The organism is Leclercia sp. 1548 (assembly GCF_050435045.1).
Classification (GTDB): domain Bacteria; phylum Pseudomonadota; class Gammaproteobacteria; order Enterobacterales; family Enterobacteriaceae; genus Enterobacter; species Enterobacter adecarboxylatus.
In genome coordinates this window covers 83,586-107,814 of sequence record NZ_JBNDJP010000009.1, presented here as the reverse complement: position 1 = coordinate 107,814, position 24,229 = coordinate 83,586, and the positions used below count along the sequence as shown (strand labels likewise).

The 24,229-nt window shown below is 56.9% G+C and carries 18 protein-coding genes; 3 read left to right on the top strand and 15 right to left on the bottom strand.

Annotation, left to right across the window (positions count from 1 at the left end):
• Nucleotides 1-622: 622 nt before the first annotated feature.
• The 3 genes from ABIE02_RS20565 to glpE are packed head-to-tail and all read right to left on the bottom strand — an operon-like array spanning nucleotide 623 to nucleotide 2,604.
• On the bottom strand, nucleotides 623-1,381 hold the full coding sequence (locus tag ABIE02_RS20565; protein ID WP_032614859.1) for a DeoR/GlpR family transcriptional regulator: 759 nt from the start codon (nucleotides 1,379-1,381) through the stop codon (nucleotides 623-625).
• 18 nt (nucleotides 1,382-1,399) lie between these two features.
• On the bottom strand, nucleotides 1,400-2,230 hold the full coding sequence (gene glpG, locus ABIE02_RS20560; RefSeq protein ID WP_077227707.1) for a rhomboid family intramembrane serine protease GlpG: 831 nt from the start codon (nucleotides 2,228-2,230) through the stop codon (nucleotides 1,400-1,402).
• Between the two features lie 44 nt (nucleotides 2,231-2,274).
• Entirely contained in the window at nucleotides 2,275-2,604 is a 330-nt protein-coding gene (gene glpE, locus ABIE02_RS20555; protein WP_032614862.1) for a thiosulfate sulfurtransferase GlpE, read from the bottom strand.
• Nucleotides 2,605-2,847: 243 nt separating this feature from the next.
• Here glpE and glpD point away from each other — a divergent pair, with 243 nt between their 5' ends.
• Nucleotides 2,848-4,356, top strand: a complete 1,509-nt coding sequence (gene glpD / locus ABIE02_RS20550) for a glycerol-3-phosphate dehydrogenase (RefSeq protein ID WP_336995225.1) — start codon at nucleotides 2,848-2,850, stop codon at nucleotides 4,354-4,356.
• A gap of 86 nt (nucleotides 4,357-4,442) precedes the next feature.
• On the opposite strand, the gene glgP is transcribed toward glpD, so the two are convergent.
• From glgP to asd, 6 genes are all read right to left on the bottom strand, one after another.
• On the bottom strand, nucleotides 4,443-6,890 hold the full coding sequence (gene glgP / locus ABIE02_RS20545) for a glycogen phosphorylase (RefSeq protein ID WP_032614866.1): 2,448 nt from the start codon (nucleotides 6,888-6,890) through the stop codon (nucleotides 4,443-4,445).
• 19 nt (nucleotides 6,891-6,909) lie between these two features.
• On the bottom strand, nucleotides 6,910-8,343 hold the full coding sequence (gene glgA, locus ABIE02_RS20540) for a glycogen synthase GlgA (protein WP_032614868.1): 1,434 nt from the start codon (nucleotides 8,341-8,343) through the stop codon (nucleotides 6,910-6,912).
• A complete protein-coding gene (gene glgC, locus ABIE02_RS20535) occupies nucleotides 8,343-9,638 on the bottom strand; it encodes a glucose-1-phosphate adenylyltransferase (protein ID WP_032614870.1) in 1,296 nt (431 codons plus the stop codon). The genes glgA and glgC overlap by 1 nt, the downstream gene beginning before the upstream one ends.
• Nucleotides 9,639-9,656: 18 nt before the next feature.
• Nucleotides 9,657-11,633 (bottom strand): glycogen debranching protein GlgX, encoded by a 1,977-nt coding sequence (gene glgX / locus ABIE02_RS20530; RefSeq protein ID WP_144840006.1) that lies wholly within the window; start codon nucleotides 11,631-11,633, stop codon nucleotides 9,657-9,659.
• Nucleotides 11,630-13,816: a 1,4-alpha-glucan branching enzyme gene (gene glgB, locus ABIE02_RS20525; protein WP_059307036.1), complete on the bottom strand. Its 2,187-nt coding sequence runs from the start codon at nucleotides 13,814-13,816 to the stop codon at nucleotides 11,630-11,632. Before glgB ends, glgX begins: the two co-directional genes overlap by 4 nt.
• A gap of 249 nt (nucleotides 13,817-14,065) precedes the next feature.
• Complete coding sequence (asd, locus tag ABIE02_RS20520; RefSeq protein ID WP_032614877.1) at nucleotides 14,066-15,169, bottom strand: aspartate-semialdehyde dehydrogenase; 1,104 nt, start codon at nucleotides 15,167-15,169, stop codon at nucleotides 14,066-14,068.
• 177 nt (nucleotides 15,170-15,346) lie between these two features.
• On the opposite strand from asd, the gene ABIE02_RS20515 reads away from it, so the two are divergent.
• Nucleotides 15,347-15,940: a YhgN family NAAT transporter gene (locus tag ABIE02_RS20515; protein WP_032614883.1), complete on the top strand. Its 594-nt coding sequence runs from the start codon at nucleotides 15,347-15,349 to the stop codon at nucleotides 15,938-15,940.
• Nucleotides 15,941-16,071: 131 nt separating this feature from the next.
• On the opposite strand, the gene gntU is transcribed toward ABIE02_RS20515, so the two are convergent.
• The 5 genes from gntU to ABIE02_RS20490 all read right to left on the bottom strand — a co-directional run bounded on the left by gntU (nucleotide 16,072) and on the right by ABIE02_RS20490 (nucleotide 21,022).
• A complete protein-coding gene (gene gntU / locus ABIE02_RS20510) occupies nucleotides 16,072-17,412 on the bottom strand; it encodes a gluconate transporter (protein WP_150872627.1) in 1,341 nt (446 codons plus the stop codon).
• 3 nt (nucleotides 17,413-17,415) lie between these two features.
• Nucleotides 17,416-17,943 carry a gluconokinase gene (gene gntK, locus ABIE02_RS20505; protein WP_032614887.1) on the bottom strand — a complete coding sequence of 176 codons (528 nt, stop codon included), beginning with the start codon at nucleotides 17,941-17,943 and terminating at the stop codon, nucleotides 17,416-17,418.
• 126 nt (nucleotides 17,944-18,069) lie between these two features.
• A complete protein-coding gene (gene gntR, locus ABIE02_RS20500; RefSeq protein ID WP_032614889.1) occupies nucleotides 18,070-19,065 on the bottom strand; it encodes a gluconate operon transcriptional repressor GntR in 996 nt (331 codons plus the stop codon).
• A 100-nt stretch (nucleotides 19,066-19,165) separates the two neighbouring features.
• Nucleotides 19,166-19,861 carry a pirin family protein gene (locus ABIE02_RS20495; protein ID WP_164541117.1) on the bottom strand — a complete coding sequence of 232 codons (696 nt, stop codon included), beginning with the start codon at nucleotides 19,859-19,861 and terminating at the stop codon, nucleotides 19,166-19,168.
• A gap of 123 nt (nucleotides 19,862-19,984) precedes the next feature.
• A complete protein-coding gene (locus tag ABIE02_RS20490; protein WP_032614893.1) occupies nucleotides 19,985-21,022 on the bottom strand; it encodes an oxidoreductase in 1,038 nt (345 codons plus the stop codon).
• A gap of 404 nt (nucleotides 21,023-21,426) precedes the next feature.
• On the opposite strand from ABIE02_RS20490, the gene yhhY reads away from it, so the two are divergent.
• Entirely contained in the window at nucleotides 21,427-21,915 is a 489-nt protein-coding gene (gene yhhY / locus ABIE02_RS20485) for an N-acetyltransferase (protein ID WP_262658252.1), read from the top strand.
• Between the two features lie 470 nt (nucleotides 21,916-22,385).
• Here yhhY and ggt read toward each other — a convergent pair whose 3' ends face one another.
• Nucleotides 22,386-24,131 (bottom strand): gamma-glutamyltransferase, encoded by a 1,746-nt coding sequence (ggt, locus tag ABIE02_RS20480; RefSeq protein WP_336995224.1) that lies wholly within the window; start codon nucleotides 24,129-24,131, stop codon nucleotides 22,386-22,388.
• Nucleotides 24,132-24,229 lie beyond the last annotated feature (98 nt).

Genomic DNA, 24,229 nt, shown 5'->3' with positions numbered 1-24,229 from the left:
GTTCACTACAGCACCTCTGCTTTATGCCCCCTCCGCTGCGGTGAACGTGCCAGGGGGGCTCGCCGCCTCCCCCCTGGCTACCCCGGCTCCCGGCAAAGAAAATCGCCGCTTCGCGGTGCACTCAGCTTATTCCTTCAGGCTTTCGGGTCGGGCACCAGCCTGCATCCATGCAGGCTATGCCCTCTCGGCGCGTCCCTGCGCCTCGCCCCGGCCTTCCGGAAACGCTTCGTCGATTTTCAGCCGGATTCACGCTCCCTCACGCTTCTTAGTCGCCTGAAAGGGGCACCGGTGTTGAGTCCCCGCTGAAACCGGCGAACCGGAGACCGGATGACAAGGGCTGGACGCCAGGGATGGCGGCCAGAGGCGAATCGAGACAGGATGTCGAGTTGAGCCGACCGCAGGCAGCCGGTCGGGAGGTGAGCGCAGTGCGAAGCACCGGTTTCATTGCGGGGCCGCGGGGATTGACAAGGGGGGCCCGGCGGCCCCCCTTGTCACGTTCACGGGTTGTGTAATGCCATGTTCTGCTGAACATGAGGTGAACGGAACAATCCACCAGGCTTAACTCACTAGCATTACAACCCTGATTGCCGCTCTGCTTTTACCGCGCTATAAGGCAATGCCATCAGCACAGCTCTAACTGCAACTTATGATCACGAATCACCTTTAACACCCCTTCAGGCGGCATTACGTCGGTATAGATGGCATTCACCATGCTGATGCTGCCCATATTCACCATCGCATTACGCCCAAACTTGGAGTGATCCACCACCAGCATGACGTGGCGCGAGTTCTCGATAATCGCCCGCTTGGTGCGGACTTCGTGATAATCAAACTCCAGCAGTGAGCCGTCGGTATCAATGCCGCTGATGCCGAGGATGCCGAAGTCGAGGCGGAACTGGGAGATAAAGTCGAGCGTCGCTTCGCCAATAATGCCGCCGTCGCGGCTGCGCAGCTCGCCGCCTGCCAGGATAATGCGGAAATCCTCTTTCTGCATCAGGGTAGTGGCAACGTTCAGGTTGTTGGTGACAACGCGCAGGTTCTCATGGTTCAGCAGGGCATGGGCCACCGCTTCCGGCGTGGTGCCAATGTCGATAAACAGCGTCGCGCCGTTAGGGATCTGGCTCGCCACCTTGCGGGCGATACGCTCTTTTTCAGAGGTCTGCGTCGCCTTACGGTCATGCCAGGGCGTATTCACCGAGCTGGACGGCAGCGCCGCGCCGCCGTGGTGGCGCAGAATGCGGTTCTGATCGGCCAGATCGTTGAGGTCACGACGGATGGTCTGTGGGCTGACGGCAAACTGCTCCACCAGCTCTTCGGTACTGACGTATCCCTGCTTTTTCACCAGATCAATAATGGCGTCATGGCGTTGTGTTTGTTTCATCAGTGTTCCCTGCCAGAATTATGTTCGTTTTCGCGCATTTAGCGTATCGGCAAACGCCATCGCCAGCCCGACCGCCAGCCCGGCCACGTGTGCGCCGTTGGCAATCGCCATGCCAAACAGATCAAACCATCCGGCGATAATCCAGATTAATGCAAAGGTCATTAAACCGCGTTGCAGGTAGATGCCGCTCTGCGGATCGCGCTCGCCGCGCAGCCAGACATAGCCCATCAGCGCGTAGACCACGCCGGAGAGGCCGCCAAACCACGGGCCGCCAAACTTATGCTGGATAAAGCCGCTGAGCAGCGCGCTGATCAGGGTGAGCACGATGAGCTTGCCGCTGCCGAGCCGCTTCTCCACCGCCCCGCCGAGATACCACCACCACAGCAGGTTAAAGAGGATATGCAGGAACGAGAAGTGCATCAGCGCATGGGTGAAGTAGCGCCAGAACTCGAACTCAACGGAGGCGTCATACGGCCAGGCCAGCAGCAGCATGATCTGCTGATCGCCCACCACACTCATCAGAATGAAGACCAGAATGCAGGCCGCCATGAGTCCCAGGGTAAACGGCCCGGCGCGTTCGCGCACGGTCGCCAGAAAAGGAAAGCGCTGGTAGCGCAGCCCGCTGCCGGTATGGCCCGCCTGCCAGCTCGCCGCCAGATAGCGCGCATCACCGGGGTTTTCCAGAAAACGCGCCAGCTCGGCGTTGACCCGGGAAGCCTGGCTCTCATCGGCCAGCCAGACGTCGGTCTGGGTATGTTGTTGAATGGTGAGGATAACACCCTGCGTCGCCATGTAGTCGACGAACGCCTGGGCGACGCGCGGGTTGGTAAAAGAGGTAATCATCAGCATCGGCGGCAGTCGCTTATTCCACACAAAAGGGGACAGTATATACCCTAAATGCCCGCGTGCTCGACTTCTGCCGGGAAATGGCGATGCCAGGCATCGAATCCACCGTCCACGCTGTAGACCGCTTCAAAGCCCTGCTGCAGCAGGTATTGCGCTGCGCCTTTGCTGCTATTGCCGTGATAGCACATCACCATCACCGGGGTCTCGAAATCGTTATCACGCATAAACTCACTCAGGGAAGCGTTGGTCAGGTGAAACGCGCCCGGCGTATGGCCCATAGCGAAGCTTTGCGGATCGCGAATATCCACCAGCACCGCCAGCCCCTGGTGCATCTTCTGGTGGGCTTCTTCTACGTTAATGCATTCAAATTGTTCCATGGTGATCTCTGTTGTTTGTTCAGGTGCAGTACAGCCTGTGCCCCTCGCCCCGTGGGCGAGGATTGGTAAGGCATCAGACCACACTATTTTACTGGGTAGTGTACGTCCTGGCGGCGGGTAAACGCCATTATGTTAGCTGTATCACTCAAAATTGTTTTTTTGATGTTACTAAAATCCATTTCCTTTGCTAATATGAGCGATATCGAACATTTTTGAGCTTTAACGAAAGTGCGTGAGGATACAATGGAAACCAAAGATCTGATTGTCATCGGTGGCGGAATCAACGGGGCGGGCATTGCGGCGGACGCTGCCGGCCGCGGATTATCTGTCCTGATGCTGGAAGCGCAGGATCTCGCCTGTGCCACCTCCTCCGCCAGCTCTAAGCTGATCCACGGTGGCCTGCGTTATCTGGAACACTACGAGTTCCGCCTGGTCAGTGAGGCGCTGGCCGAGCGTGAAGTGCTGCTGAAAATGGCCCCCCATATCGCTACGCCAATGCGTTTTCGTCTGCCACACCGCCCGCATCTGCGTCCGGCGTGGATGATCCGCATTGGTCTGTTTATGTACGATCACCTGGGTAAACGTACCAGTCTGCCCGCCTCTGCGGGTGTGCGTTTTGGCGCAGACTCGGTGCTTAAGCCTGAAATCGTGCGCGGATTCGAATATTCCGACTGCTGGGTGGACGATGCCCGCCTGGTGCTCGCTAACGCGCAAATGGTTGAACGCAAAGGCGGCGAGGTGAAAACCCGTACCCGCGCGATCTCCGCCCGTCGGAAAAACGGACTGTGGGTCGTCGAGGCAGAAGATATCGATACCGGCGAACGTTTCAGCTGGCAGGCGCGCGGTCTGGTGAACGCTACCGGCCCATGGGTGAAGCAGTTCTTCGACCAGGGCATGCAATTGCCATCGCCTTATGGCATTCGCCTGATTAAAGGCAGCCATATCGTGGTGCCGCGAGTACATACCCAGAAGCAGGCTTATATCCTGCAAAACGAAGACAAGCGCATCGTGTTTGTGATCCCGTGGATGGATGAGTTCTCCATCATTGGCACCACGGACGTGGAGTACAAAGGCGATCCGAAAAACGTCGAGATCGACGAGAGCGAAATCAGCTATCTGCTGAATGTGTATAACGCGCACTTCAAAAAGTCGCTGGTGCGTGACGATGTGGTCTGGAGCTACTCCGGGGTGCGTCCACTGTGTGATGACGAGTCTGATTCACCGCAGGCCATTACCCGTGATTACACCCTCGATATTCACGATGACCATGGCAAAGCGCCGCTGCTGTCGGTGTTTGGCGGCAAGCTCACCACCTATCGCAAGCTGGCGGAGCATGCGATGGAAAAACTGGCGCCGTACTATAAAGGTATTGGCCCGGCGTGGACCAAAGGCGCGGTGCTGCCTGGCGGTGATATCGACGGTAACCGCGATGACTACGCGGCCAAACTGCGCCGTCGCTATCCGTTTATCAGCGAATCCATGGCCCGTCATTTTGCCCGTACCTACGGCAGCAACAGTGAGGTGATCCTGCGTGACGCGAAAGATCTTACCGATCTGGGCGAGCATTTTGGCCACGAGTTTTACGAGGCGGAGTTACGTTATTTAGCCGACCACGAATGGGTTCGCCGCGCCGACGATGCGCTGTGGCGTCGCACCAAAGAGGGGATGTGGCTGAATGCGGAGCAAGTGTCCCGCGTGGCGCAGTGGCTGGCCCAGCATACGGGAAAGCGGGAGCTGTCGCTGGCGTCGTGAATCATGCTAACGAGCAGGCGTAATGCCCTCCCCGTGTGAGAGAGGGCAAATACAAAAACGGCGACCCTGAGGTCGCCGTTTTGCTTTTACAGTTTCACCGGATCGATATGCCAGATGGTATCGGCATACTCTTTGATGGTGCGATCGGATGAGAAATAGCCCATGTTGGCGATGTTATGCATCGCTTTGGTGGTCCACTCTTCCGGCTTGCGGTACAGCTCATCGACCCTATCCTGACAATCCACATAGCTGCGGTAGTCTGCCAGCACCTGGTAGTGATCACCGAAGTTAATCAGCGAATCCACCAGGTCGCGGTAGCGGCCAGGCTCGTCCGGGTTGAAGACCCCGGTGGCGATCTGCGTCAGCACCTGGCGCAGCTCTTCATCCTGCTCGTAATAGTCACGCGGCGAGTAGCCTTTGGCGCGCAGCGCCTCGACCTCTTCCGTGGTGTTACCAAAGATGAAGATATTCTCTTCGCCCACGTGCTCCAGCATCTCGACATTTGCGCCATCTAGCGTGCCGATGGTCAGCGCGCCGTTCAGGGCAAACTTCATATTACTGGTGCCGGACGCTTCGGTGCCCGCGGTGGAGATCTGCTCGGAGAGATCGGCCGCCGGAATGATCAGCTGGGCCAGACTCACGCTGTAGTTCGGGATAAAGACGACCTTCAGCTTGTCACCGATCTGCGGATCGTTGTTGATCACCTTTGCCACGTCGTTGATCAGGTGAATGATGTGCTTCGCCATGTAGTAGGCCGAGGCGGCCTTACCGGCAAAGATGTTCACACGCGGTACCCAGTCGGCATCAGGTTCGGCCTTAATGCGGTTGTAGCGGGTGATCACGTGCAGCACGTTCATCAGCTGACGCTTGTACTCATGGATACGTTTGATCTGCACATCGAACAGCGCTTTCGGGTTGGCGACCACGTTGAGGTGCAGCGCCATCCACACTGCCAGCCGCTTTTTGTTCAGCAGCTTGGCATCACGCACCGCTTTGTTCACCGTCGGGAAATCGGCGTGCTGTTCAAGCTCGCTCAACTGGCTTAAGTCGGTACGCCAGTTGCGGCCAATGTTCTCGTCGAGCACGTCGGAGAGCGGCTGGTTCGCCAGCGCCAGCCAGCGGCGCGGCGTGACCCCGTTGGTCACGTTGCAGAAACGCATCGGGAAGATCTTCGCAAAGTCGGCGAACAGCGACTGCACCATCAGGTTGGAGTGCAGCTCTGACACGCCATTGACCTTGTGGCTGATCACGACCGCCAGCCACGCCATGCGCACCCGGCGGCCATTGGATTCATCAATGATCGAGGTACGGCTCAGCAGGCCGGTGTCGTGCGGGTACTGCTCCTGCACGGTTTTCAGGAAGTAGTCGTTGATCTCAAAAATGATCTGCAGGTGGCGCGGCAGGATTTTGCCGAGCATGTCCACCGGCCAGGTTTCCAGCGCTTCGCTCATCAACGTGTGGTTGGTGTAAGAGAAGACCTGGCAGGTCACCTCAAACGCCTCGTCCCAGCTGAACTTATGTTCGTCGATCAGCAGGCGCATCAGCTCCGGGATCGACAGCACCGGATGGGTGTCGTTGAGGTGGATGGCGGTTTTTGCCGCCAGGTTAGCGTAGGTTTTATGCAGCTGGTAATGGCGGTTCAGGATATCCTGGATAGTCGCGGAGACCAGGAAGTACTCCTGACGCAGACGCAGCTCGCGCCCGGAATAGGTAGAGTCATCCGGGTACAGCACACGGGAGACGTTCTCGGAGTGGTTTTTGTCTTCCACCGCCGCGAAGTAGTCGCCCTGATTGAATTTACCGAGGTTAATCTCGCTACTGGCCTGGGCATTCCACAGGCGCAGCGTGTTGGTCGCGTCAGTGTCGTAGCCGGGGATGATCTGGTCGTAAGCGACGGCCAGGATCTCTTCGGTTTCGACCCAGCGGCTCTTTTTGCCTTCCTGCTGAATACGGCCGCCAAAGCGGACTTTATAGCGGGTGTTGTGGCGCTTGAACTCCCACGGGTTGCCGTACTCCAGCCAGTAGTCCGGGGACTCTTTCTGCCGTCCATCGACGATGTTCTGTTTAAACATGCCGTAATCGTAGCGAATACCGTAGCCACGTCCCGGCAGGGCGAGCGTTGCCAGCGAATCGAGGAAGCAGGCCGCCAGGCGGCCAAGACCGCCGTTACCTAAGCCGGGGTCGTTCTCTTCGTCAATCAGCTCTTCTAAATCCAGCCCCATCTCTTCCAGTGCGGTTTTTACGTCGTCATAGATACCCAGCGACAACAGCGCATTGGAGAGGGTGCGGCCAATCAAAAACTCCATCGACAGATAGTAAACCTGACGGGTCTCCTGTGAGAGCTGGGCGCGGTTAGAGCGCAGCCAGCGTTCCACCAGCCGATCGCGCACGGCAAACAGCGTGGCGTTGAGCCACTCATGTTTGTTGGCAATCACCGGATCTTTGCCGATGGTGAACATCAGCTTGTAAGCGATGGAGTGCTTTAACGCCTCAATGCTTACCGTGGGAGACGCATAGGAAAAAGGTGCATTCATATCTCTGATTCCAGGATTGTTACATCAAGCGTTGATAAAGATCGCGGTAGGACTGCGCCGCAACTTGCCAGCTAAAATCCATGGCCATTGCCTGGCGCTGAACAAAACGCCACAACGATGGACGAGACCACAACACGAAGGCACGACGAATCGCACGCAATAACGACCAGGCATTACTGTCTTCAAAGACAAAACCGCTGGCGATGCCGTCTGCCAGATTCTCCAGCGAGGTGTCAGATACCGTATCCGCCAGCCCACCGGTACGACGCACCAGAGGCAGCGTGCCGTACTTCAGGCCATACAGTTGGGTTAAACCGCATGGCTCAAAACGGCTTGGCACCAGGATAACGTCGGCACCCGCCATGATGCGGTGCGAAAACGCTTCGTGATAGCCAATCTGTACCCCAACCTGACCCGGATGTTCGGCGGCGGCGGCGAGGAAGCCCTCCTGCAATACCGGATCGCCTGCCCCCAGCAGCGCCAGCTGTCCACCCTGCTCCAGCAGGCCCGGCAGCGCTTCAAGCACCAAATCCAGCCCTTTCTGGCTGGTCAACCGGCTCACCACGGCGAACAGCGGCACCTTTTCGTTAACCTTCAGCCCCATGGCGATTTGCAGCTGACGTTTGTTCTCAGCCTTATCTTCCACGGAATCACGGTTGTAGCGCGCGGTCAGCAGCAGATCCGACTCCGGGCTCCAGATTTTTTCATCCACGCCGTTGAGAATGCCCGACAGTCGCCCTTCGCGCTGGCGTTGTGCGAGCAGCCCTTCCATGCCGTAGCCAAACTGCGGCTCGGTGATCTCCCGCGCGTAGGTCGGGCTGACGGCGGTGATGTGATCGGCGTAGTACAGCCCGGCCTTCAGGAACGAAATCTGCCCGTTAAACTCCAGCCCATGGATATTAAAGAACGACCATGGCAGTTCGATTTCATCCATGTGTTTGGCTAAATACAGCCCCTGATACGCCAGGTTGTGTACGGTAAAGACCGACTTCGCCGGATGGCCACGCGCCGCCAGATACGCCGGTGCCAGCCCGGCGTGCCAGTCGTGGGCATGCACCACGTCCGGGCGCCAGAACGGATCCAGGCCGGAGGCCATCTCCGCCCCGACCCAGCCGAGCAGCGCGAAACGCAGCACGTTATCGGTATAGGCAAACAGGTTAGTGTCGTGGTAAGGACTCCCTGGGCGGTCATACAGATGTGGGGCATCGATGAGATAGATGCCCACGCCGTTGTAATGACCAAAGAGTAATGTGATGCGCCCGGCAAAGGTTTCGCGGCGGCTGACGATCTGGGCGTCAGGGATGCCGCGACGAATATCGGGAAAAGCGGGTAACAGCACGCGAGTATCAACGCCACCGGCAATTTGCGCCGCCGGTAGCGCCCCAATCACATCCGCCAACCCGCCGGTTTTCAGCAGCGGGAACATCTCAGAACAAACGTGTAAAACCTGCATCATCGCTCCTGTTTGATCTGCAGTTTACGCAGCATTTCACGCGTAACCAGCACGATGCCTTCTTCTGAGCGGTAGAAACGGCGCGCGTCCTCTTCCGCGTTTTCTCCAATTACCATGCCTTCCGGGATGACGCAGGCACGGTCGATAACGCAACGACGCAGGCGGCACGAGCGGCCAACCCAGACGTCGGGTAACAATACTGACGAATCAATGTTGCAGAAGGAGTTCACCCGCACGCGCGGGAACAGCACCGACTGCACCACCACCGAGCCAGAGATGATGCACCCGCCAGAAACCAGCGAGTTCAGCGTCATGCCGTGGCTGCCGGAGCGGTCCTGGACAAATTTCGCTGGCGGCAGCGATTCCATATGGGTACGGATCGGCCAGTTGTGGTCGTACATGTCCAGTTCGGGCGTCACTGATGCCAGATCGAGGTTCGCCTTCCAGTATGCCTCCAGGGTGCCGACATCGCGCCAGTAGGGTTCTGAATTAGGATCGGACTGCACGCAGGACAGTGGGAATGGATGTGCATAGGCCATGCCAGATTTGGTGATTTTCGGGATGATATCTTTGCCGAAGTCGTGGCTGGATTGCTCATCCTTGTCGTCTTCTTCCAGCAGCTGGTAAAGGTAATCTGCATCAAAGACATAGATCCCCATACTGGCCAGCGCTTTGGTGTCATCCCCCGGCATGGATGGCGGGTTCGCCGGTTTTTCAACGAAATCGATCACTTTGTCGTTTTCATCTACCGCCATCACGCCAAAGGCCGTCGCCTCAGCAACGGGCACAGGCATACAGGCCACGGTGCAGCGCGCCCCTTTTTCGACGTGGTCGATGAGCATGCGCGAGTAGTCCTGCTTGTAGATGTGGTCCCCGGCGAGGATCACCACGTACTCGGCGTCGTAACGACGAATAATATCCAGGTTTTGTGTTACCGCATCGGCAGTCCCGCGATACCAGTTTTCGCCGTGTACGCGCTGCTGTGCAGGCAACAGGTCGACGAATTCGTTCATTTCCTCACTGAAGAACGACCAGCCGCGCTGGATATGCTGCACCAGCGTGTGGGACTGGTACTGAGTGATCACGCCAATACGGCGAATGCCTGAATTCAGGCAGTTTGACAGGGCAAAATCGATAATACGGAATTTCCCACCGAAGTGGACGGCGGGCTTGGCGCGCTTAATCGTTAAATCTTTTAATCGGGTACCGCGGCCACCAGCAAGAATCAGGGCAACAGACTTCAATGGCAGCTGACGCGCCAACATTAGAGGGTCGTTCTTATCTAACCTAACCATGATCAACTCCTTTTATTATCATCTCTGGAATACACATACACCGTGCGCAGGCCCATGCCAGGCAGTCATAACGACCGGATTATCCTCTCCGGCAAATGGGGGGATAGCCCGCCACTCCCCTTGGGGTAACGTAATTTCAACAACCTCATCTGTGGCGTTAAGCGTGATAAGCCAGCGATCCGATAGCAGGATTTGCAGGCACGGCACGCCGCTTTGCCACTCACGCGCTTCCAACGGTTGCGCCCTTTTATTCAGCCAGCAAACATTGCCGTCGCCCTCTTCCCACCATTCATTGAGGGTGAGGGCCGGGATCTGCTGACGCAGATGGATTAGCGCAGCGGTAAAGTCCACTAATCCACTGTTTGCCTGTTGCCAGTCCAGCCAGGTTAACGGGTTGTCCTGGCAATAGGCATTGTTGTTGCCGTGCTGGCTGTGGCCATGTTCATCGCCTGCCAGCAACATCGGCGTTCCTTGCGACAAAAGCAGCGTGGTGAGCAGTGCGTGCACGCTGGCGCGGCGCCGCTCAATCACATCCAGATTGCCACTTAATCCTTCTACACCATGGTTAAAGCTATGGTTATTGAAGGTACCGTCACGATTTTCTTCGCCATTGGCTTCATTGTGTTTCTGATTGAAACAAACGCAGTCACGCAGGGTAAAACCGTCGTGCGCCGTGACCAGGTTAATCGACGCAGAGGGCAGACGCCCGTTGCGCTTGAACAGATCGCTGGAAGCGGCAAAGCGCCCGGCAAACTGGCCGAGTGACATATCGCGGGCCAGCCAGAAGCGACGCGCGGTATCACGATAGTGGTCGTTCCACTCGGCAAACGGCGGCGGGAAATTTCCCACCTGATAGCCGCCAGGGCCGATGTCCCATGGCTCCGCGATCAGCTTCACCCCTGAGAGCAGCGGGCAGTTTTTAATGGCCTCAAACAGCGGTGCCTGCTGGCTGTATTCCGGCGTGCGTCCAATCACTGACGCCAGGTCAAAACGAAAGCCGTCTATGTGGAACGTTTCCACCCAGTATTTCAGGCATTCATACGCGTACTGCACCACCGCCGGATGGCTGAGATTGAGGGTGTTACCACAGCCGGTCCAGTTGTGGTAATCGCCATCTTCCCTTAACCAATAATAGCTAGGGTTATCAATTCCGCGCAGGGAGAACGTTGGGCCTTCCAGATCCAGTTCAGCGCTGTGGTTAAGCACGATATCCAGAATGACCTCAATGCCCGCTTCGTGCAGCGCCTTCACCGCATCACGAAACTCATCCCGCGCCCGCTCAGGATCCGAGGCATAGCGCGGATCGAGGGCAAACATCGCCATCGGGTTGTAGCCCCAGTAGTTGCTGAGACCGAGGCGCTGCAGACGTGGCTCGGAGGCAAAATGCGCCACCGGTAATAACTCCAGCGCGGTGATACCGAGGTGCTTAAAGTAAGCAATCATCACCGGGTGTCCGAGCGCCCTGTAGGTGCCGCGGATCGCCTCGGGTATGCCAGGGTGCAGCCAGGTCAGCCCTTTAACGTGGGCTTCATAGATAACGGTTTTGCCCCAGGGGGTGGCAGGGGCCGCGTCCTCTTCCCAGTCGTAACGATCGTCGCTGACCACCACGCTTCTGGGTGCCACGGCCGCACTGTCGCGGTGATCGGGCGTGGCTTTGCCGGCATGCAGCAGCACATCATCGTTCAGCGTGCCCTCAACCTGATGCGCGCAGGGGTCGAGCAGCAGCTTAGCCGGATTAAAGAACAGCCCTTTTGCCGGATCCCACGCACCATGCACCCGAAAGCCATAGTGTGTGCCGGGCCGGGCATGCTCGAGGTAGCCATGCCAGATATCGCCAGTACGGGCCACCAGATCGTAGCGGTGTTCAATGCCTTTACCGTCAAACACGCAGAGTTCAACCCGATCCGCATTCGCCGAAAAGAGGGTGAAGTTCACCCCTTTGCCGTCGTAGCTTGCGCCGAACGGTGCCGGGTTACCTGCAGCGAGTTGCGTCATTCCCCCTCCCGAACCAGCCAGATCGTAGAGAGCGGCGGCAGAGTGAGGCTCAGGGAGTTAGGTCGGCCATGGCTTTCGTGTTCATCGCTCTGTACCAGCCCGCCATTGCCCGCATTGCTGCCGTGGTAATGCATGGAGTCGGTATTGAGCACCTCGCGCCATTTGCCCGGCTGATTGATGCCGAAACGGTAGTGATGGCGCGTCACCGGGGTGAAGTTGCTGGCGACAATGATTTCATTGCCCACCTTGTCACGACGGACAAAGATCAGCACCGAGCGTTCGTGGTCATCCACCACCAGCCACTCAAAGCCGTAATCATCAAAGTCCAGCTCGTGCAGGGCCTTGTGGTGACGATAGGTATGGTTAAGGTCGCGTACGAGACGCTGAACGCCGTGGTGCCAGTTGTCGCCCCCTTCCAGCAGGTTCCAGTCGAGGCTCGAATCGTGGTTCCACTCGCGGCCCTGGGCGAACTCGTTGCCCATGAACAGCAGTTTTTTGCCCGGGAAGGCGAACATCCAGCCGTAGTAGGCGCGCAGGTTGGCAAACTTCTGCCATGCGTCGCCCGGCATGCGGTCGAGAATCGATTTTTTGCCGTGAACCACTTCGTCATGGGAGAGCGGCAGGACAAAGTTTTCGGTGCCGTTGTAGAGCATACCGAAAGTCAGTTTGTTGTGGTGATACTGGCGATGCACCGGATCCAGCTTCATGTAATCCAGGGTGTCGTGCATCCAGCCGAGGTTCCACTTGTACCAGAAGCCGAGGCCGCCCATCGACGGTGGGCGAGAGACGCCCGGGAAGTCCGTGGACTCTTCCGCCATTGTCACCGCGCCCGGAGTCTGTTCCCCGAGAATGCGGTTGGTGTTGCGCAGGAACTCGATCGCTTCCAGGTTTTCCCGGCCACCGAATTCGTTAGGGATCCACTCCCCCTCTTTGCGGCTGTAGTCGCGGTAGATCATCGAGGCGACGGCATCCACACGCAGGGCATCAATGCCGAAACGCTCGATCCAGTAGAGCGCGTTGCCCACCAGATAGTTGGTCACTTCCCGGCGGCCATAGTTGTAGATCAGGGTATTCCAGTCCTGATGGTAGCCTTCGCGCGGATCGCTGTGCTCATACAGGTTGGTGCCGTCAAATTCGGCGAGGCTAAAATCATCGGACGGGAAGTGGCCTGGCACCCAGTCGAGGATCACGTTCAGCCCGGCGGCGTGTGCAGCATTGATAAAGTAGCGGAAGTCATCGCGGGTGCCGAAGCGGCGGGTCGGGGCATACATGCCGGTCGGCTGATAGCCCCAGCTGCCGTCAAACGGGTGTTCGTTAATGGGCAGCAGCTCCAGATGGGTAAAGCCCATCCATTTCACATACGGGATTAGCTGGTCGGCCAGCTCCCGGTAGCTGAGCCAGAAGTTGTTCTCGGTATGACGACGCCAGGAGCCAAGATGGACTTCATAAATGGAGATCGGCATATCGAACTCGTTGGCCCGGATACGCTCTTCGCTCTGGGCGACTTTCTCCGGCAGACCGCAAATCAGTGACGCGGTTTCCGGGCGCATTTGCGCTTCGAAAGCATACGGGTCGGCTTTGATACGCAGCTTGCCATGGGCATCAATCAGCTCGTATTTGTAGAGCTGGCCGTTGTGCGCGCCGGGGATAAACAGCTCCCAGATGCCGGTCTCACGACGCAGGCGCATCGGGTGGCGTCGGCCATCCCAGTAGTTGAACTGCCCCACCACTGACACACGACGGGCATTCGGCGCCCAGACGGTAAAGCGGGTGCCGGTAACGCCATCCATGGTGTCGGCATGGGCGCCGAGCGTTTCATAAGGGCGCAGGTGCGTACCTTCGGACAGCAGCCAGGCATCCATCTCCTGCAGCAGCGGACCAAAGCGATAGGGATCGTCGATCAGGTTCTGCTGACCATGCCAGATAACGGCGAGCTGATAACGGAAGACATTTTTGCGGCGGGCCATCACGCCAGCGAAGAAGCCGCGTGAATCAATACATTCGAGTTTACCGACCTTGCGCCCGGTTTTGGGTTCGATTACCCACACTTCAGTCGCGTCAGGTAGCAATGCACGGACTTCCAGTCCGGCTTCAGTGCGGTGCATGCCAAGTACAGAAAATGGATCCGCAAAGTGACCCGCAATAAGCGCATTAATCACGTCTCTATCAATACGAACGGACATGGTATTCATCCTGTTTTTCTAGTTGCCGCCCCTGTCGCGCAGCGGGTACGACCTTAATGTGACCTGAACGGAACAGCACCTTGTGCATCCTCTCTGTTCCATCCAACCTCCAGGCGGAATATGTGACATCCCGCATAAAGCATAGCCAACGCTTTATATGACTCCCGAAAAATAATGAATCATTTGCGTTTTCGTCCTTTAGTACGCAAAAAAAGGGGTGATAAATCACCCCTTAGTCTTAAGTATTTATTACGCCAGTTGACGTAGCATTCTGCGCAGCGGCTCAGCGGCGCCCCACAGAAGCTGGTCCCCGACGGTAAAGGCGGAAAGGTATTCCGGCCCCATATTTAGTTTACGCAGGCGTCCAACAGGGGTAGATAATGTGCCGGTGACCGCAGCTGGGGTCAGCTCGCGCATGGTGATGTCGCGATCGTTTGGCACCACTTTCGCCCACGGGTTGTGAGACGCGAGCAGTTCTTCCACTGTCGGAATAGACACATCTTTTTTCAGTTTAATGGTGAATGCCTGACTGTGGCAGCGCAGTGCGCCGATGCGCACGCACAGGCCGTCAACCGGGATCACGGAAGAGGTACGCAGGATTTTGTTGGTCTCTGCCTGGCCTTTCCACTCTTCGCGGGTCTGGCCGTTATCCAACTGTTTGTCGATCCACGGGATCAGGCCACCGGCCAGCGGTACGCCGAAGTTGTCCACTGGCAGCTCGCCGCTGCGGGTCAGCTGAGTGACTTTACGCTCGATATCGAGAATCGCGGATGCCGGGTTCGCCAGCTCATCGGCAACGCTGTGATGCAACTGGCCCATCTGGGTCAGCAGCTCGCGCATATGGCGCGCGCCGCCACCGGATGCCGCCTGATAGGTCGCAACAGATACCCACTCCACCAGATCCTGGGCAAACAGGCCGCCCAGCGACATCAGCATCAGGCTGACTGTACAGTTACCGCCAACGAAGGTTTTTACGCCGTTGTTCAGGCCGTCGGTGATGACGTCCTGGTTAACCGGGTCAAGAATAATGATCGCGTCGTCTTTCATGCGCAGCGAAGAGGCCGCGTCAATCCAGTAGCCCTGCCAGCCGCTTTCACGAAGCTTTGGATAAATTTCGTTGGTATAATCGCCGCCCTGGCAGGTGACAATAATGTCCAGTGCCTTCAACGCTTCCAGATCAAACGCATCCTGCAACGTGCCTGTGGTACCCCCAAAGGACGGTGCAGCCTGGCCGAGCTGGGAAGTGGAGAAGAAGACCGGGCGGATAGCGTCGAAATCGCGCTCTTCAACCATGCGTTGCATGAGTACAGAGCCGACCATACCGCGCCAACCGATAAAACCAACGTTTTTCATAGCTTTTTTTTCCTGCAGAGGGTGTGTGCTGTTTATGCAAGCCAGTATTGAACTGGGATATGCTTCACATTACAAAATGCAGCCAAAGTCGCAAGCGAAATTAATCGATGATTGCCCGGCTATCAGAAAAAGCGCTAATCATCGAAGCAACCACACAAGTATCAGGGATAATTTACAATGAGTGAAATCATTTCCGCAGCGGTTTTATTGATCCTAATTATGGATCCACTCGGAAACCTGCCTATTTTTATGTCGGTGCTGAAGCACACCGAGCCGAAGCGCCGTCGGGCAATCATGATCCGCGAGCTGCTTATCGCCCTGCTGGTGATGTTTATCTTCCTGTTTGCCGGCGAGAAAATCCTCGCCTTCCTGAACTTGCGTGCTGAAACGGTCTCTATTTCCGGCGGGATTATTTTGTTCCTGATTGCCATCAAAATGATTTTCCCGAGCAGCGAAGGTAGCAGCAGCGGCCTGCCTGCGGGTGAAGAACCTTTTATTGTGCCGCTGGCTATTCCTCTGGTCGCCGGGCCGACGATCCTGGCGACGCTGATGTTGCTGTCGCATCAGTACCCGAATCAGATGAGCCATCTGGTGATCGCGCTGCTGATTGCCTGGGGCGGGACTTTTATTATCCTGCTGCAGTCGTCGCTGTTTTTACGCCTGCTGGGCGAGAAAGGGGTTAATGCCCTGGAGCGGCTGATGGGATTGATTCTGGTGATGATGGCGACCCAGATGTTCCTGGATGGGATTAGGGCGTGGATGAAGGGCTAGGTAAAAGCAAAAAAGCAACGTAAGTTGCCTTTTTAAGTTTTGTCGGTCAGGTAAGGCGAAGCCACCGCACGACAAACATACACACTCTGCGGCCTGATACCCTCTCCCACCGGGAGAGGGAGAAAAGAGCATCAGCTCAGCAACGTAAACGCAATCATCCCGACAATCGCGCCCGTCGTGCCGAGGATGGTTTCCATCATCGTCCAGGTCTTCAGGGTTTGCGCTTCCGTCGCCCCGGTAAATTTACCGAACAGCCAGAAGCCCGCATCGTTAACGTGTGACACTACAATCGAACCACCCGCGATACAGATAGACAATGCAGCCATCTGCGCACCGGAGTAATTCAGCTGTTCAATCACCGGCATCACCAGCCCCACGGCGGTTAAACAGGCCACGGTCGCAGAACCTTGAATGATACGCACCGCTGCCGCCAGCACAAAACAGGTGACGGCAATTGGCAAGCCCATCCCGGTCAGGGCACTGCCCAGCGCCGGGCCGACGCCGGAATCCACCAGTACCTGCTTGAACACCCCGCCTGCACCGATCACCAGCAGAATAATGCCTGCCGGTTGCAGCGCGTGACCGCAGATCTCCATCACCCGGTCTTTCGCCATGCCCTGGCGCATCGCCAGGCCGTAAATGGCCACCAGGCACGCCACCAGGATCGCCGTGAACGGGTGGCCGATAAATTCAAACCATTCGTAGGCCGTGGAGCCTTCAGGCACAAAGCGCGCGGCAATGGTTTTCAACCCCACCAGCACCAGCGGCAGCAGGATCAGCGCGAGGCTGAAGCCGAACGACGGCATTTTGCTCTCGCCCAGATGCGGCTCGGTGATGTCGTCAGGAATATGAAGCTCAACGTAACGGCTGATGAAATTGCCCCATAGCGGACCGGCAATCAGCATTCCCGGTATCGCGGCGCACAGACCGATCAGGATCATCCAGCCGAAGTCAGCGTGCATCTGCGAGGCCAGCAGCATTGGCGCAGGCCCCGGCAGCAGGAACGCGGCAGCGGCTGCTACACCCGCAAAGAGCGGAATAACCAGCTTCACGAGATTGGTGCCGGTATGGCGGGCCATGGAGAAGGCCACGCTAATCAGCAAGACGACCGCCACCTCAAAGAACAGCGGCAACGCACAGATCAGACCGGCCAGACCAATCGCATAGTGCGCCCGGCTGTGGCCGAAGGATTTCAGCATTTTGACGGCGATCTGATCGACCGCGCCAGTTTCATGCAGGATCTTGCCAAACATCGCGCCCAGTGCGACGACAATCGCCAGGAAGCCCAGCGTGCCTCCCATCCCCTTTTCCATGGTCGCGGCGATTTTGTCGAGCGGCATTCCAGAAAAGAGACCTGCACCAATAGAAACCACCATCAAGGCAACGAAGGCGTGCATGCGGGCCTTCATTACCAAAAACAGCAGCAACAGCACGGAGCCGACTGCTGTTAAAACAAGCGTTAACGTACTCAAAACTTACTGCCTTTTGTTAATGACCTCAATGGTGCTTGCAACAACACCGTCCAGTGGCTGATCGATATCGACCACCAGCACATCACTTTCATCCGCACCCGGTTCCTGCAAAGTTTCGAACTGCGTAACCAGCATCTGGGTTTTGAAGAAATGCCCTTTACGCGCTTTCAGACGGGTTTCGATCACGTCGAAATCGCCCTTCAGGTAGATGAAGGAGAGATTAGCGTTACCTTCACGCAGCTGGTCGCGGTAGGTCTTTTTCAACGCGGAGCAGACGATCAGGGATACTTTGTTGGTGCGCTGCATGGCAAACGCGGCATCATTCAGCGCCTGTAACCACGGCTTACGATCGTCGTCGTTCAGCGGCTCACCAGAAGCCATCTTATTGATATTGCTGCGCGGATGGAGAAAGTCGCCATCAAGAAACGCGGCATGGATTTGATGCGCCACTTCGCTGGCAACGGCAGATTTACCGCTACCGGAAACGCCCATCAGGACATAAACGTGGTGATCTGGATTAGTGGTGCTCAAGGTATGTCCCTCAGTGAATTGTTACGGGTAACAGTTATCGGTAACATTGTCCTGCCGGGGCTGACGAGAAGCAACATCCAAACGTGTGAGAAATGAATAAGTGTGAGCTAGTTCAAACTTGTCAGGTTAAATCGATCCACCCGGTGACAATGTGAAACCTAAATCTAACATCTTAGGGGTCACCGTCTCACCACGAATGCGCGCCAGCAGGCGTTCTGCACCGATACGGCCCATGCGCTCACGCGGGGTGAGAACGCTCGCCAGGCGCGGTTCCATGACCTGACCAATGTCGTGTCCGTGGAAACCGGCAATCGCCATATCGCCCGGGATAGCAAGCCCCAGACGCTGGCATTCAAAGGCGGCGCCGACCGCGAGGTCATCGTTGGTACAGAAAATGCCATCAAGCTGCGGGTACTCGCGACGGGCCTGACGCATCAGCTCAATACCGGAGGTGTAGGAAGAGGACTGCTCGACCATCACACTGTAGGGCGTTAAGTTGGCGTCGAGCATCGCCTGCTCGTATCCCTTCTGTTTGATGATAGTACGTTCATCCAGACGTGCGCCAAGATAGGCAATATGACGATGACCGCGGGCGATGATGGCCGCCGTCATCTGCCGTGCAGCTTCAAAGTTATCGAACCCGACGGCGATATCGAGACAGGGAGACTGGCTGTCCATCAGCTCCACCACCGGAATACCCGCTACCTCGATCATCTTCAGCGTGCGCGCGGTATGGGTGCGTTCGGTCAGGATCAGGCCGTCAATGTTCCAGGAAAGCATGGACTCCAGACGTTCTTCTTCCAGTTCCGGTTTGTACCCGTAGTGCGCAAGCATGGTCTGATAGCCGAAGGCGTCGGTGACGCTTTCGATGCCGCGGAGCACTTCCGCGAAGACCTGGTTGGTTAAGGAGGGAAGCAGGACACCTACCGCACGGCTGGTCGCATTGGAGAGAATATCGGGTGCGCGGTTAGGGATATAACCCAGTTCATCGAGAGCAGCGGCAATCTTGCCACGTAACGCCACGGAAACCTGTTCCGGGTTACGTAAAAAACGGCTGACCGTCATTTTAGTCACACCGACGCGATCGGCTACATCCTGAAGTACGGGTCTTTTCTTTTTCATCGTCCTGAGAGAAACCGGTAGTGATAGATTCCCTCAGTTTATCACGGACAAAGACCAACCTTCCCCTGTCATGAGGGAAGGCTGGACATTAATTTAAGATTTAGACCGGCGGCAGGTCGAACAGCAGAATTTCAGCGGCGCTGTCGGCATGCACAGAGATAGCCTGCTCATCCCAGATTGCCAGACCATCGCTGGTGGTCGCTTTGGTGCCGTTAATGGTCACGTCGCCTTTTACCACCTGGATCCACACTTTGCGGTTAGCGGCGATCTGATGCACAGACTGCTCGTCTTTCGCCAGCGCCCAGCGGTACAGCTCCATGTCCTGATGCACTTTCAGCGAGCCGTCACGGGCATCCGGTGACAGTACCAGCTGTTTACCCTGCTCGGCGTCAAAACGACGTTGCTCGTAGCGCGGGGTGATGCCTTTTTCTTCTGGAATGATCCAGATCTGGTACAGACGCAGACGGTCGTTTTTGCTTGGATTGTATTCGGAGTGACGCACCCCGGTACCCGCCGTCATAATCTGGAACTCACCCGCCGGAACCTGCTCTTTGTTACCCATGCTGTCCTGGTGCTCAACGGCGCCTTCCAGCACATAGGTCAGGATTTCCATGTCTTTATGCGGGTGGGTACCAAAACCCTGGCCTGCATCAATCACGTCATCGTTAATCACGCGCAGTGCCGAGAAACCCATAAAGTTCGGGTCATAATAATCGGCAAACGAGAAGCTATGCCATGAGTCCAGCCAACCATGATTTGCGTGACCGCGGTCGTTTGCTTTGCGTAAGAAGATCATTGTTTTTACCCTCAGTTCGTTTCGATGGAGTAAGTGTGGACGCAATCGACCTGGGATCATAGAGGGTGAAAATTGACTCCTCTGTTCAAAATATCTGAACAAGCACAGAGGAGTCGTTCAGGCTTATCTGGCAAGGGTTACTGTGGCAGGTGAGGCCTGTTCAAAGCCCCGTTCAAGGATTTCCAGGTTGGTCATCACTTCAATTTCCTTGACGTAATTAGGGGTACCTTTTGTCAGGGTCTCAAACAGCGCATCGTAGACGCGGCCGTAGTCGCCGACCTCCGGTTTGATCTCCTCTTTTACCGTTACGCCCGCGTCGTTAACGTACTCCAGCACGCCCACGGAATCATCCGCCGCAAACCCTGGCTCACCCGGCATGATGTTGGCCTTCAGGCTGGTCTCCTGCTGATCGATGCCGTACTTGATGAACGAGCCTTTGGTGCCATGAACAATGAATTTTGGGTAGTCGGTTTTCACCAGATGGCTGGTTTTGACGATGGCTTTCAGGTCACCGTAGAACAGCTGAGCTTCGAAGGTATCGTCCGGGTTGGCTTTATTGCGCAGGCTGCGGATGTCGTAGGCCACGTGATCCGGGCGGCCAAACAGGGAGATGATCTGATCCATGGTGTGGACACCCAGGCCATAGAACGAGCCATCCTGCGGCAGGCCGGGTTTGGTCTCCGCCACCGGGCGGTAGTAATCGAAGTGGCTTTCGATCTCGACGATCTCGCCCAGCTTGCCGCTCTCAATGGCCTGTTTCGCGGTCAGGAAGCAGGTATCAAAGCGACGGTTCTGATACGGACTGACGGTCAGCCCTTTACTGCGTGCCAGTTCGAACAGCGTTTTCGCTTCGGCCATCGTCGGGGTGAAGGGTTTTTCCACCAGCACGTTTTTCCCGGCTTCCAGGGCGCGTTTCGCGTACTCAAAATGGCTGTCGGCGTGGGTGCAGACGATCACCAGCTTGACCTCGGGGTCGTTCAACACCTCGTCGAGATCGCTGGTGAAATGGATGTGGGAGTACTGCGGGGCCTGCTCTTCCGGTTTCGGGTGGCGACGGAAGATGTGCGCGACATGCCAGCTGGCTTTACGGGTGAGAACGTACGGAAGGTGATAGCGGGTCGTGCTCTTGCCAAATCCAATAAATGCGCAGTGTAGTGTCATGGCTCAGTCCTTTTGGAAGGTAATTGCGTCTTACCATAGCGCAATACCTCTGCCCGCGCATCGGCCGTCGGCGTCGCAGACAGTGTGCTCACGGCAGCACGCAGCAACCGGAGCGTACGTAGAGGACGTGGGGATGGCGAGTACATCCGTGAGGCAAAAGGGTAAGTAAGCCAGGCTGAAACAGCACTCAAAAAAAAAGCCAGCAATCGCTGGCTAAAATAATACTGGAAGCAATGTGAGCAATGTCGTGCTTTCAGGTCCCCGTGTCGGTTCTCCCGAAGGCAGAGCAATAATAATCATTCTCATTCGCACTTGTCCACTGATTTTTTGCAAAAAATGCTGGTTGACTCACATTTCAAACTGACGGATGTTGGAAAGGAACCTAACTAACTGAGGATAAAGGAATGAGTGAGATAGTGATACGCCATATCGAAGCCAGCGATGCAGAAGCGTTACGTGACATCATGTCGCATCCTGGGGTTTATCACGACACGCTACAAATTCCTCATCCCTCTATGGCCATGTGGCATGAACGCGTCGCGGTAAAACCGGGAAGACGGCATCTGGTGGCGTGCCTGGACGGGCGCGTCGTTGGACATATGGCGCTGGACATCATGGAAAACCCGCGCCGGAGCCACGTGGCCACCTTTGGCATCGGCGTGGCGGCAGATATGCAGGGGCGCGGCGTCGGAAGCAGGCTGATGGCCGAGATGATCAACCTGTGCGACAACTGGCTGCGCGTTGAACGCATCGAGCTCACGGTTTTTGCGGATAACGCAGCCGCCGTCGGGATGTATCAGCGTTTCGGGTTTGAAATCGAAGGAACCGGCAGGAAGTTTGCCCTGCGCAACGGCGAGTATGTCGATGCGTATTATATGGCGCGGATGAAGTAGTTAACCTTCCCCTCACCCTAACCCTCTCCCCATAGGGGAGAGGGGACTGTAAGGTGCGGTCTTTTGCCCCTCGCCCTATGGGGAGAGCGGATTGCACGGTGCGGTCTTTTCCCCCTCGCCATATGGGGAGAGCGGATTGCACGGTGCGGTCTTTTCCCCCTCGCCATATGGGGAGAGCGGATTGCACGGTGCGGTCTTTTCCCCTCGCCCTATGGGGAGAGCGGATTGCACGGCGCGGTCTTTCCCCTCGCCACTAAGGAGAGAAGGCATTGCACGGTGCGGTCTTTTCTCCCTCTCCACTATGGGGAGAAGGCATTGCACGGTGCAGTCTTTTCTCCCTCTCCCCTATTGAGAGAAGGCATTGCACGGTGCAATCTTTTCTCCCTCTCCCCTGTGGAGAGAGGGAATTGCACGGTGCAGTCTTTTCTCCCTCTCCCCTATGGGGAGAGGGCCGGGGTGAGGGGAAACCGTCAGTACCCCGCCGTTAAATCATCCACCGAACGCGGATCCGATGCACCATACAGCGTGCCATCCGGCCCCACCATAATGCTCTGGGTGCTGCCCATCGCCTCTTTCACCACCACTTTTTGCCCGCGCTGTTCCAGCAGCTTCAGCGTGTCCGGGCTAAAGCCCTTCTCCACGCGCAGCTCATCCGGCAGCCACTGGTGATGGAAGCGCGGCGCATTGGTCGCTTCTGCCACGTTCATCCCGTAATCGATGCTGTTGACGACCATCTGCAACACGGTGGTGATAATGCGGCTGCCGCCAGGGCTGCCAGTCACCAGCCAGGTTTTGCCGTCTTTCACCACAATCGTCGGTGACATCGACGACAGCGGGCGCTTCTTGGGCCCGACGGCGTTGGCATCCCCGCCCACCAGCCCGTAGACGTTCGGCACGCCCGGCTTGGCAGAGAAGTCATCCATTTCGTTATTGAGCAGAATGCCGCTGTTACCCGCCACAATCCCGGTGCCAAACGTGGTGTTGAGCGTGTAGGTCACCGCCACCGCGTTACCGTCTTTATCCACCACCGAGAAGTGGGTGGTCTGGTTGCTTTCATAGGGTGCCAGTTTGCCCGGGCGGATCTCGCTCGAAGGTTTGGCTTTGTTGATATCAATCTGATCGGCCAGGGTTTTGGCATAGGCTTTATTGGTCAGCGCCTGCCACGGCACCTTCACGAAATCCGGGTCGCCCAGATACTCTGAACGGTCGGCGTAGGCATATTTTTCCGCCTCGGCCATAACCTGCATCGTATCGGCACTGCCGAAACCAAATTTATGCATATCGAAGTTTTCGAGGATGTTGAGGATCTGCACGATGTGGATCCCCCCGGAAGAAGGTGGCGGCATGGAGAAGACCTGATATCCGCGGTAGTCCCCGCTAATAGGGGTGCGCTCCACGGCTTTGTATTCAGCGAGATCGGCTTTGGTAATTAACCCGCCGTTCTTACTCATCTCTTCCACAATCTGGTCGGCAATCACCCCTTTATAGAAGGCATCCGGGCCATTTTCGGCAATCATCTCCAGGCTTTTGGCGAGGTTCGCCTGCACCAGCTTGTCGCCCTTCTTCAGCGGCTCGCCCTCCTTCCAGAAAATGGCTTTGCTGTTCTCATGGTTGGGGAGCACTTCGCTGCCGTAGGTTTTCAGATCGTCGGCCAGCGCGTCGTTGACCTCAAAACCGTCGCGCGCCAGCTTGATGGCGGGCTGCACCACTTTGTTCAGCGGCAGGGTGCCGTACTTATCCAGCGCCAGCGAGAAGCCCGCGACGGTACCGGGTGTGCCGGTCGCCAGATGGGAGGTGAGGGATTTTTTACTGTCAGCGTTGCCCTGATCGTCGAGGAACATGTCGCGCGTGGCCTGGGATGGTGCCATTTCGCGGAAATCGATCGCGGTCGTCACGCCATCTTTGGTGCGCAGCATCATAAAACCGCCGCCGCCGAGGTTGCCCGCCTGCGGGTGCGTCACCGCCAGCGCATAGCCGACGGCCACCGCCGCATCCACCGCGTTACCGCCCTGCTTGAGGATATCCACCCCGACCTGCGTGGCGAGGGCATCCACCGAAGAGACCATCCCGTTCTGCGCCCGCACGGGATGGAACACATCCTCTTCCACGCCGTAAGAGACCGGAGGGGCAGCAGGCGGATTCGCTGCCACGCAAAACGTACCGCCTGCCGTCAGGGCAGCAATCGCTACCCAGCGTAAAAACGTTGGTTTCATCATTGTTTTTCTCCAGGTACAGGGACTCATGCTCCCGCTTAAGCCTGGTTCATAACTCTTAAAAAATCATCGTAATGCGGGAGGCGAGGTAAACTTAAAGG

Bases quoted from the DNA above. Each gene is read 5' to 3' on its own strand.
- ABIE02_RS20565 (WP_032614859.1), bottom strand. From the start codon at position 1,381: ATGAAACAAACACAACGCCATGACGCCATTATTGATCTGGTGAAAAAG.
- glpG (WP_077227707.1), bottom strand. From the start codon at position 2,230: ATGCTGATGATTACCTCTTTTACCAACCCGCGCGTCGCCCAGGCGTTC.
- glpE (WP_032614862.1), bottom strand. From the start codon at position 2,604: ATGGAACAATTTGAATGCATTAACGTAGAAGAAGCCCACCAGAAGATG.
- glpD (WP_336995225.1), top strand. From the start codon at position 2,848: ATGGAAACCAAAGATCTGATTGTCATCGGTGGCGGAATCAACGGGGCG.
- glgP (WP_032614866.1), bottom strand. From the start codon at position 6,890: ATGAATGCACCTTTTTCCTATGCGTCTCCCACGGTAAGCATTGAGGCG.
- glgA (WP_032614868.1), bottom strand. From the start codon at position 8,343: ATGCAGGTTTTACACGTTTGTTCTGAGATGTTCCCGCTGCTGAAAACC.
- glgC (WP_032614870.1), bottom strand. From the start codon at position 9,638: ATGGTTAGGTTAGATAAGAACGACCCTCTAATGTTGGCGCGTCAGCTG.
- glgX (WP_144840006.1), bottom strand. From the start codon at position 11,633: ATGACGCAACTCGCTGCAGGTAACCCGGCACCGTTCGGCGCAAGCTAC.
- glgB (WP_059307036.1), bottom strand. From the start codon at position 13,816: ATGTCCGTTCGTATTGATAGAGACGTGATTAATGCGCTTATTGCGGGT.
- asd (WP_032614877.1), bottom strand. From the start codon at position 15,169: ATGAAAAACGTTGGTTTTATCGGTTGGCGCGGTATGGTCGGCTCTGTA.
- ABIE02_RS20515 (WP_032614883.1), top strand. From the start codon at position 15,347: ATGAGTGAAATCATTTCCGCAGCGGTTTTATTGATCCTAATTATGGAT.
- gntR (WP_032614889.1), bottom strand. From the start codon at position 19,065: ATGAAAAAGAAAAGACCCGTACTTCAGGATGTAGCCGATCGCGTCGGT.
- ABIE02_RS20495 (WP_164541117.1), bottom strand. From the start codon at position 19,861: ATGATCTTCTTACGCAAAGCAAACGACCGCGGTCACGCAAATCATGGT.
- ABIE02_RS20490 (WP_032614893.1), bottom strand. From the start codon at position 21,022: ATGACACTACACTGCGCATTTATTGGATTTGGCAAGAGCACGACCCGC.
- yhhY (WP_262658252.1), top strand. From the start codon at position 21,427: ATGAGTGAGATAGTGATACGCCATATCGAAGCCAGCGATGCAGAAGCG.
- ggt (WP_336995224.1), bottom strand. From the start codon at position 24,131: ATGATGAAACCAACGTTTTTACGCTGGGTAGCGATTGCTGCCCTGACG.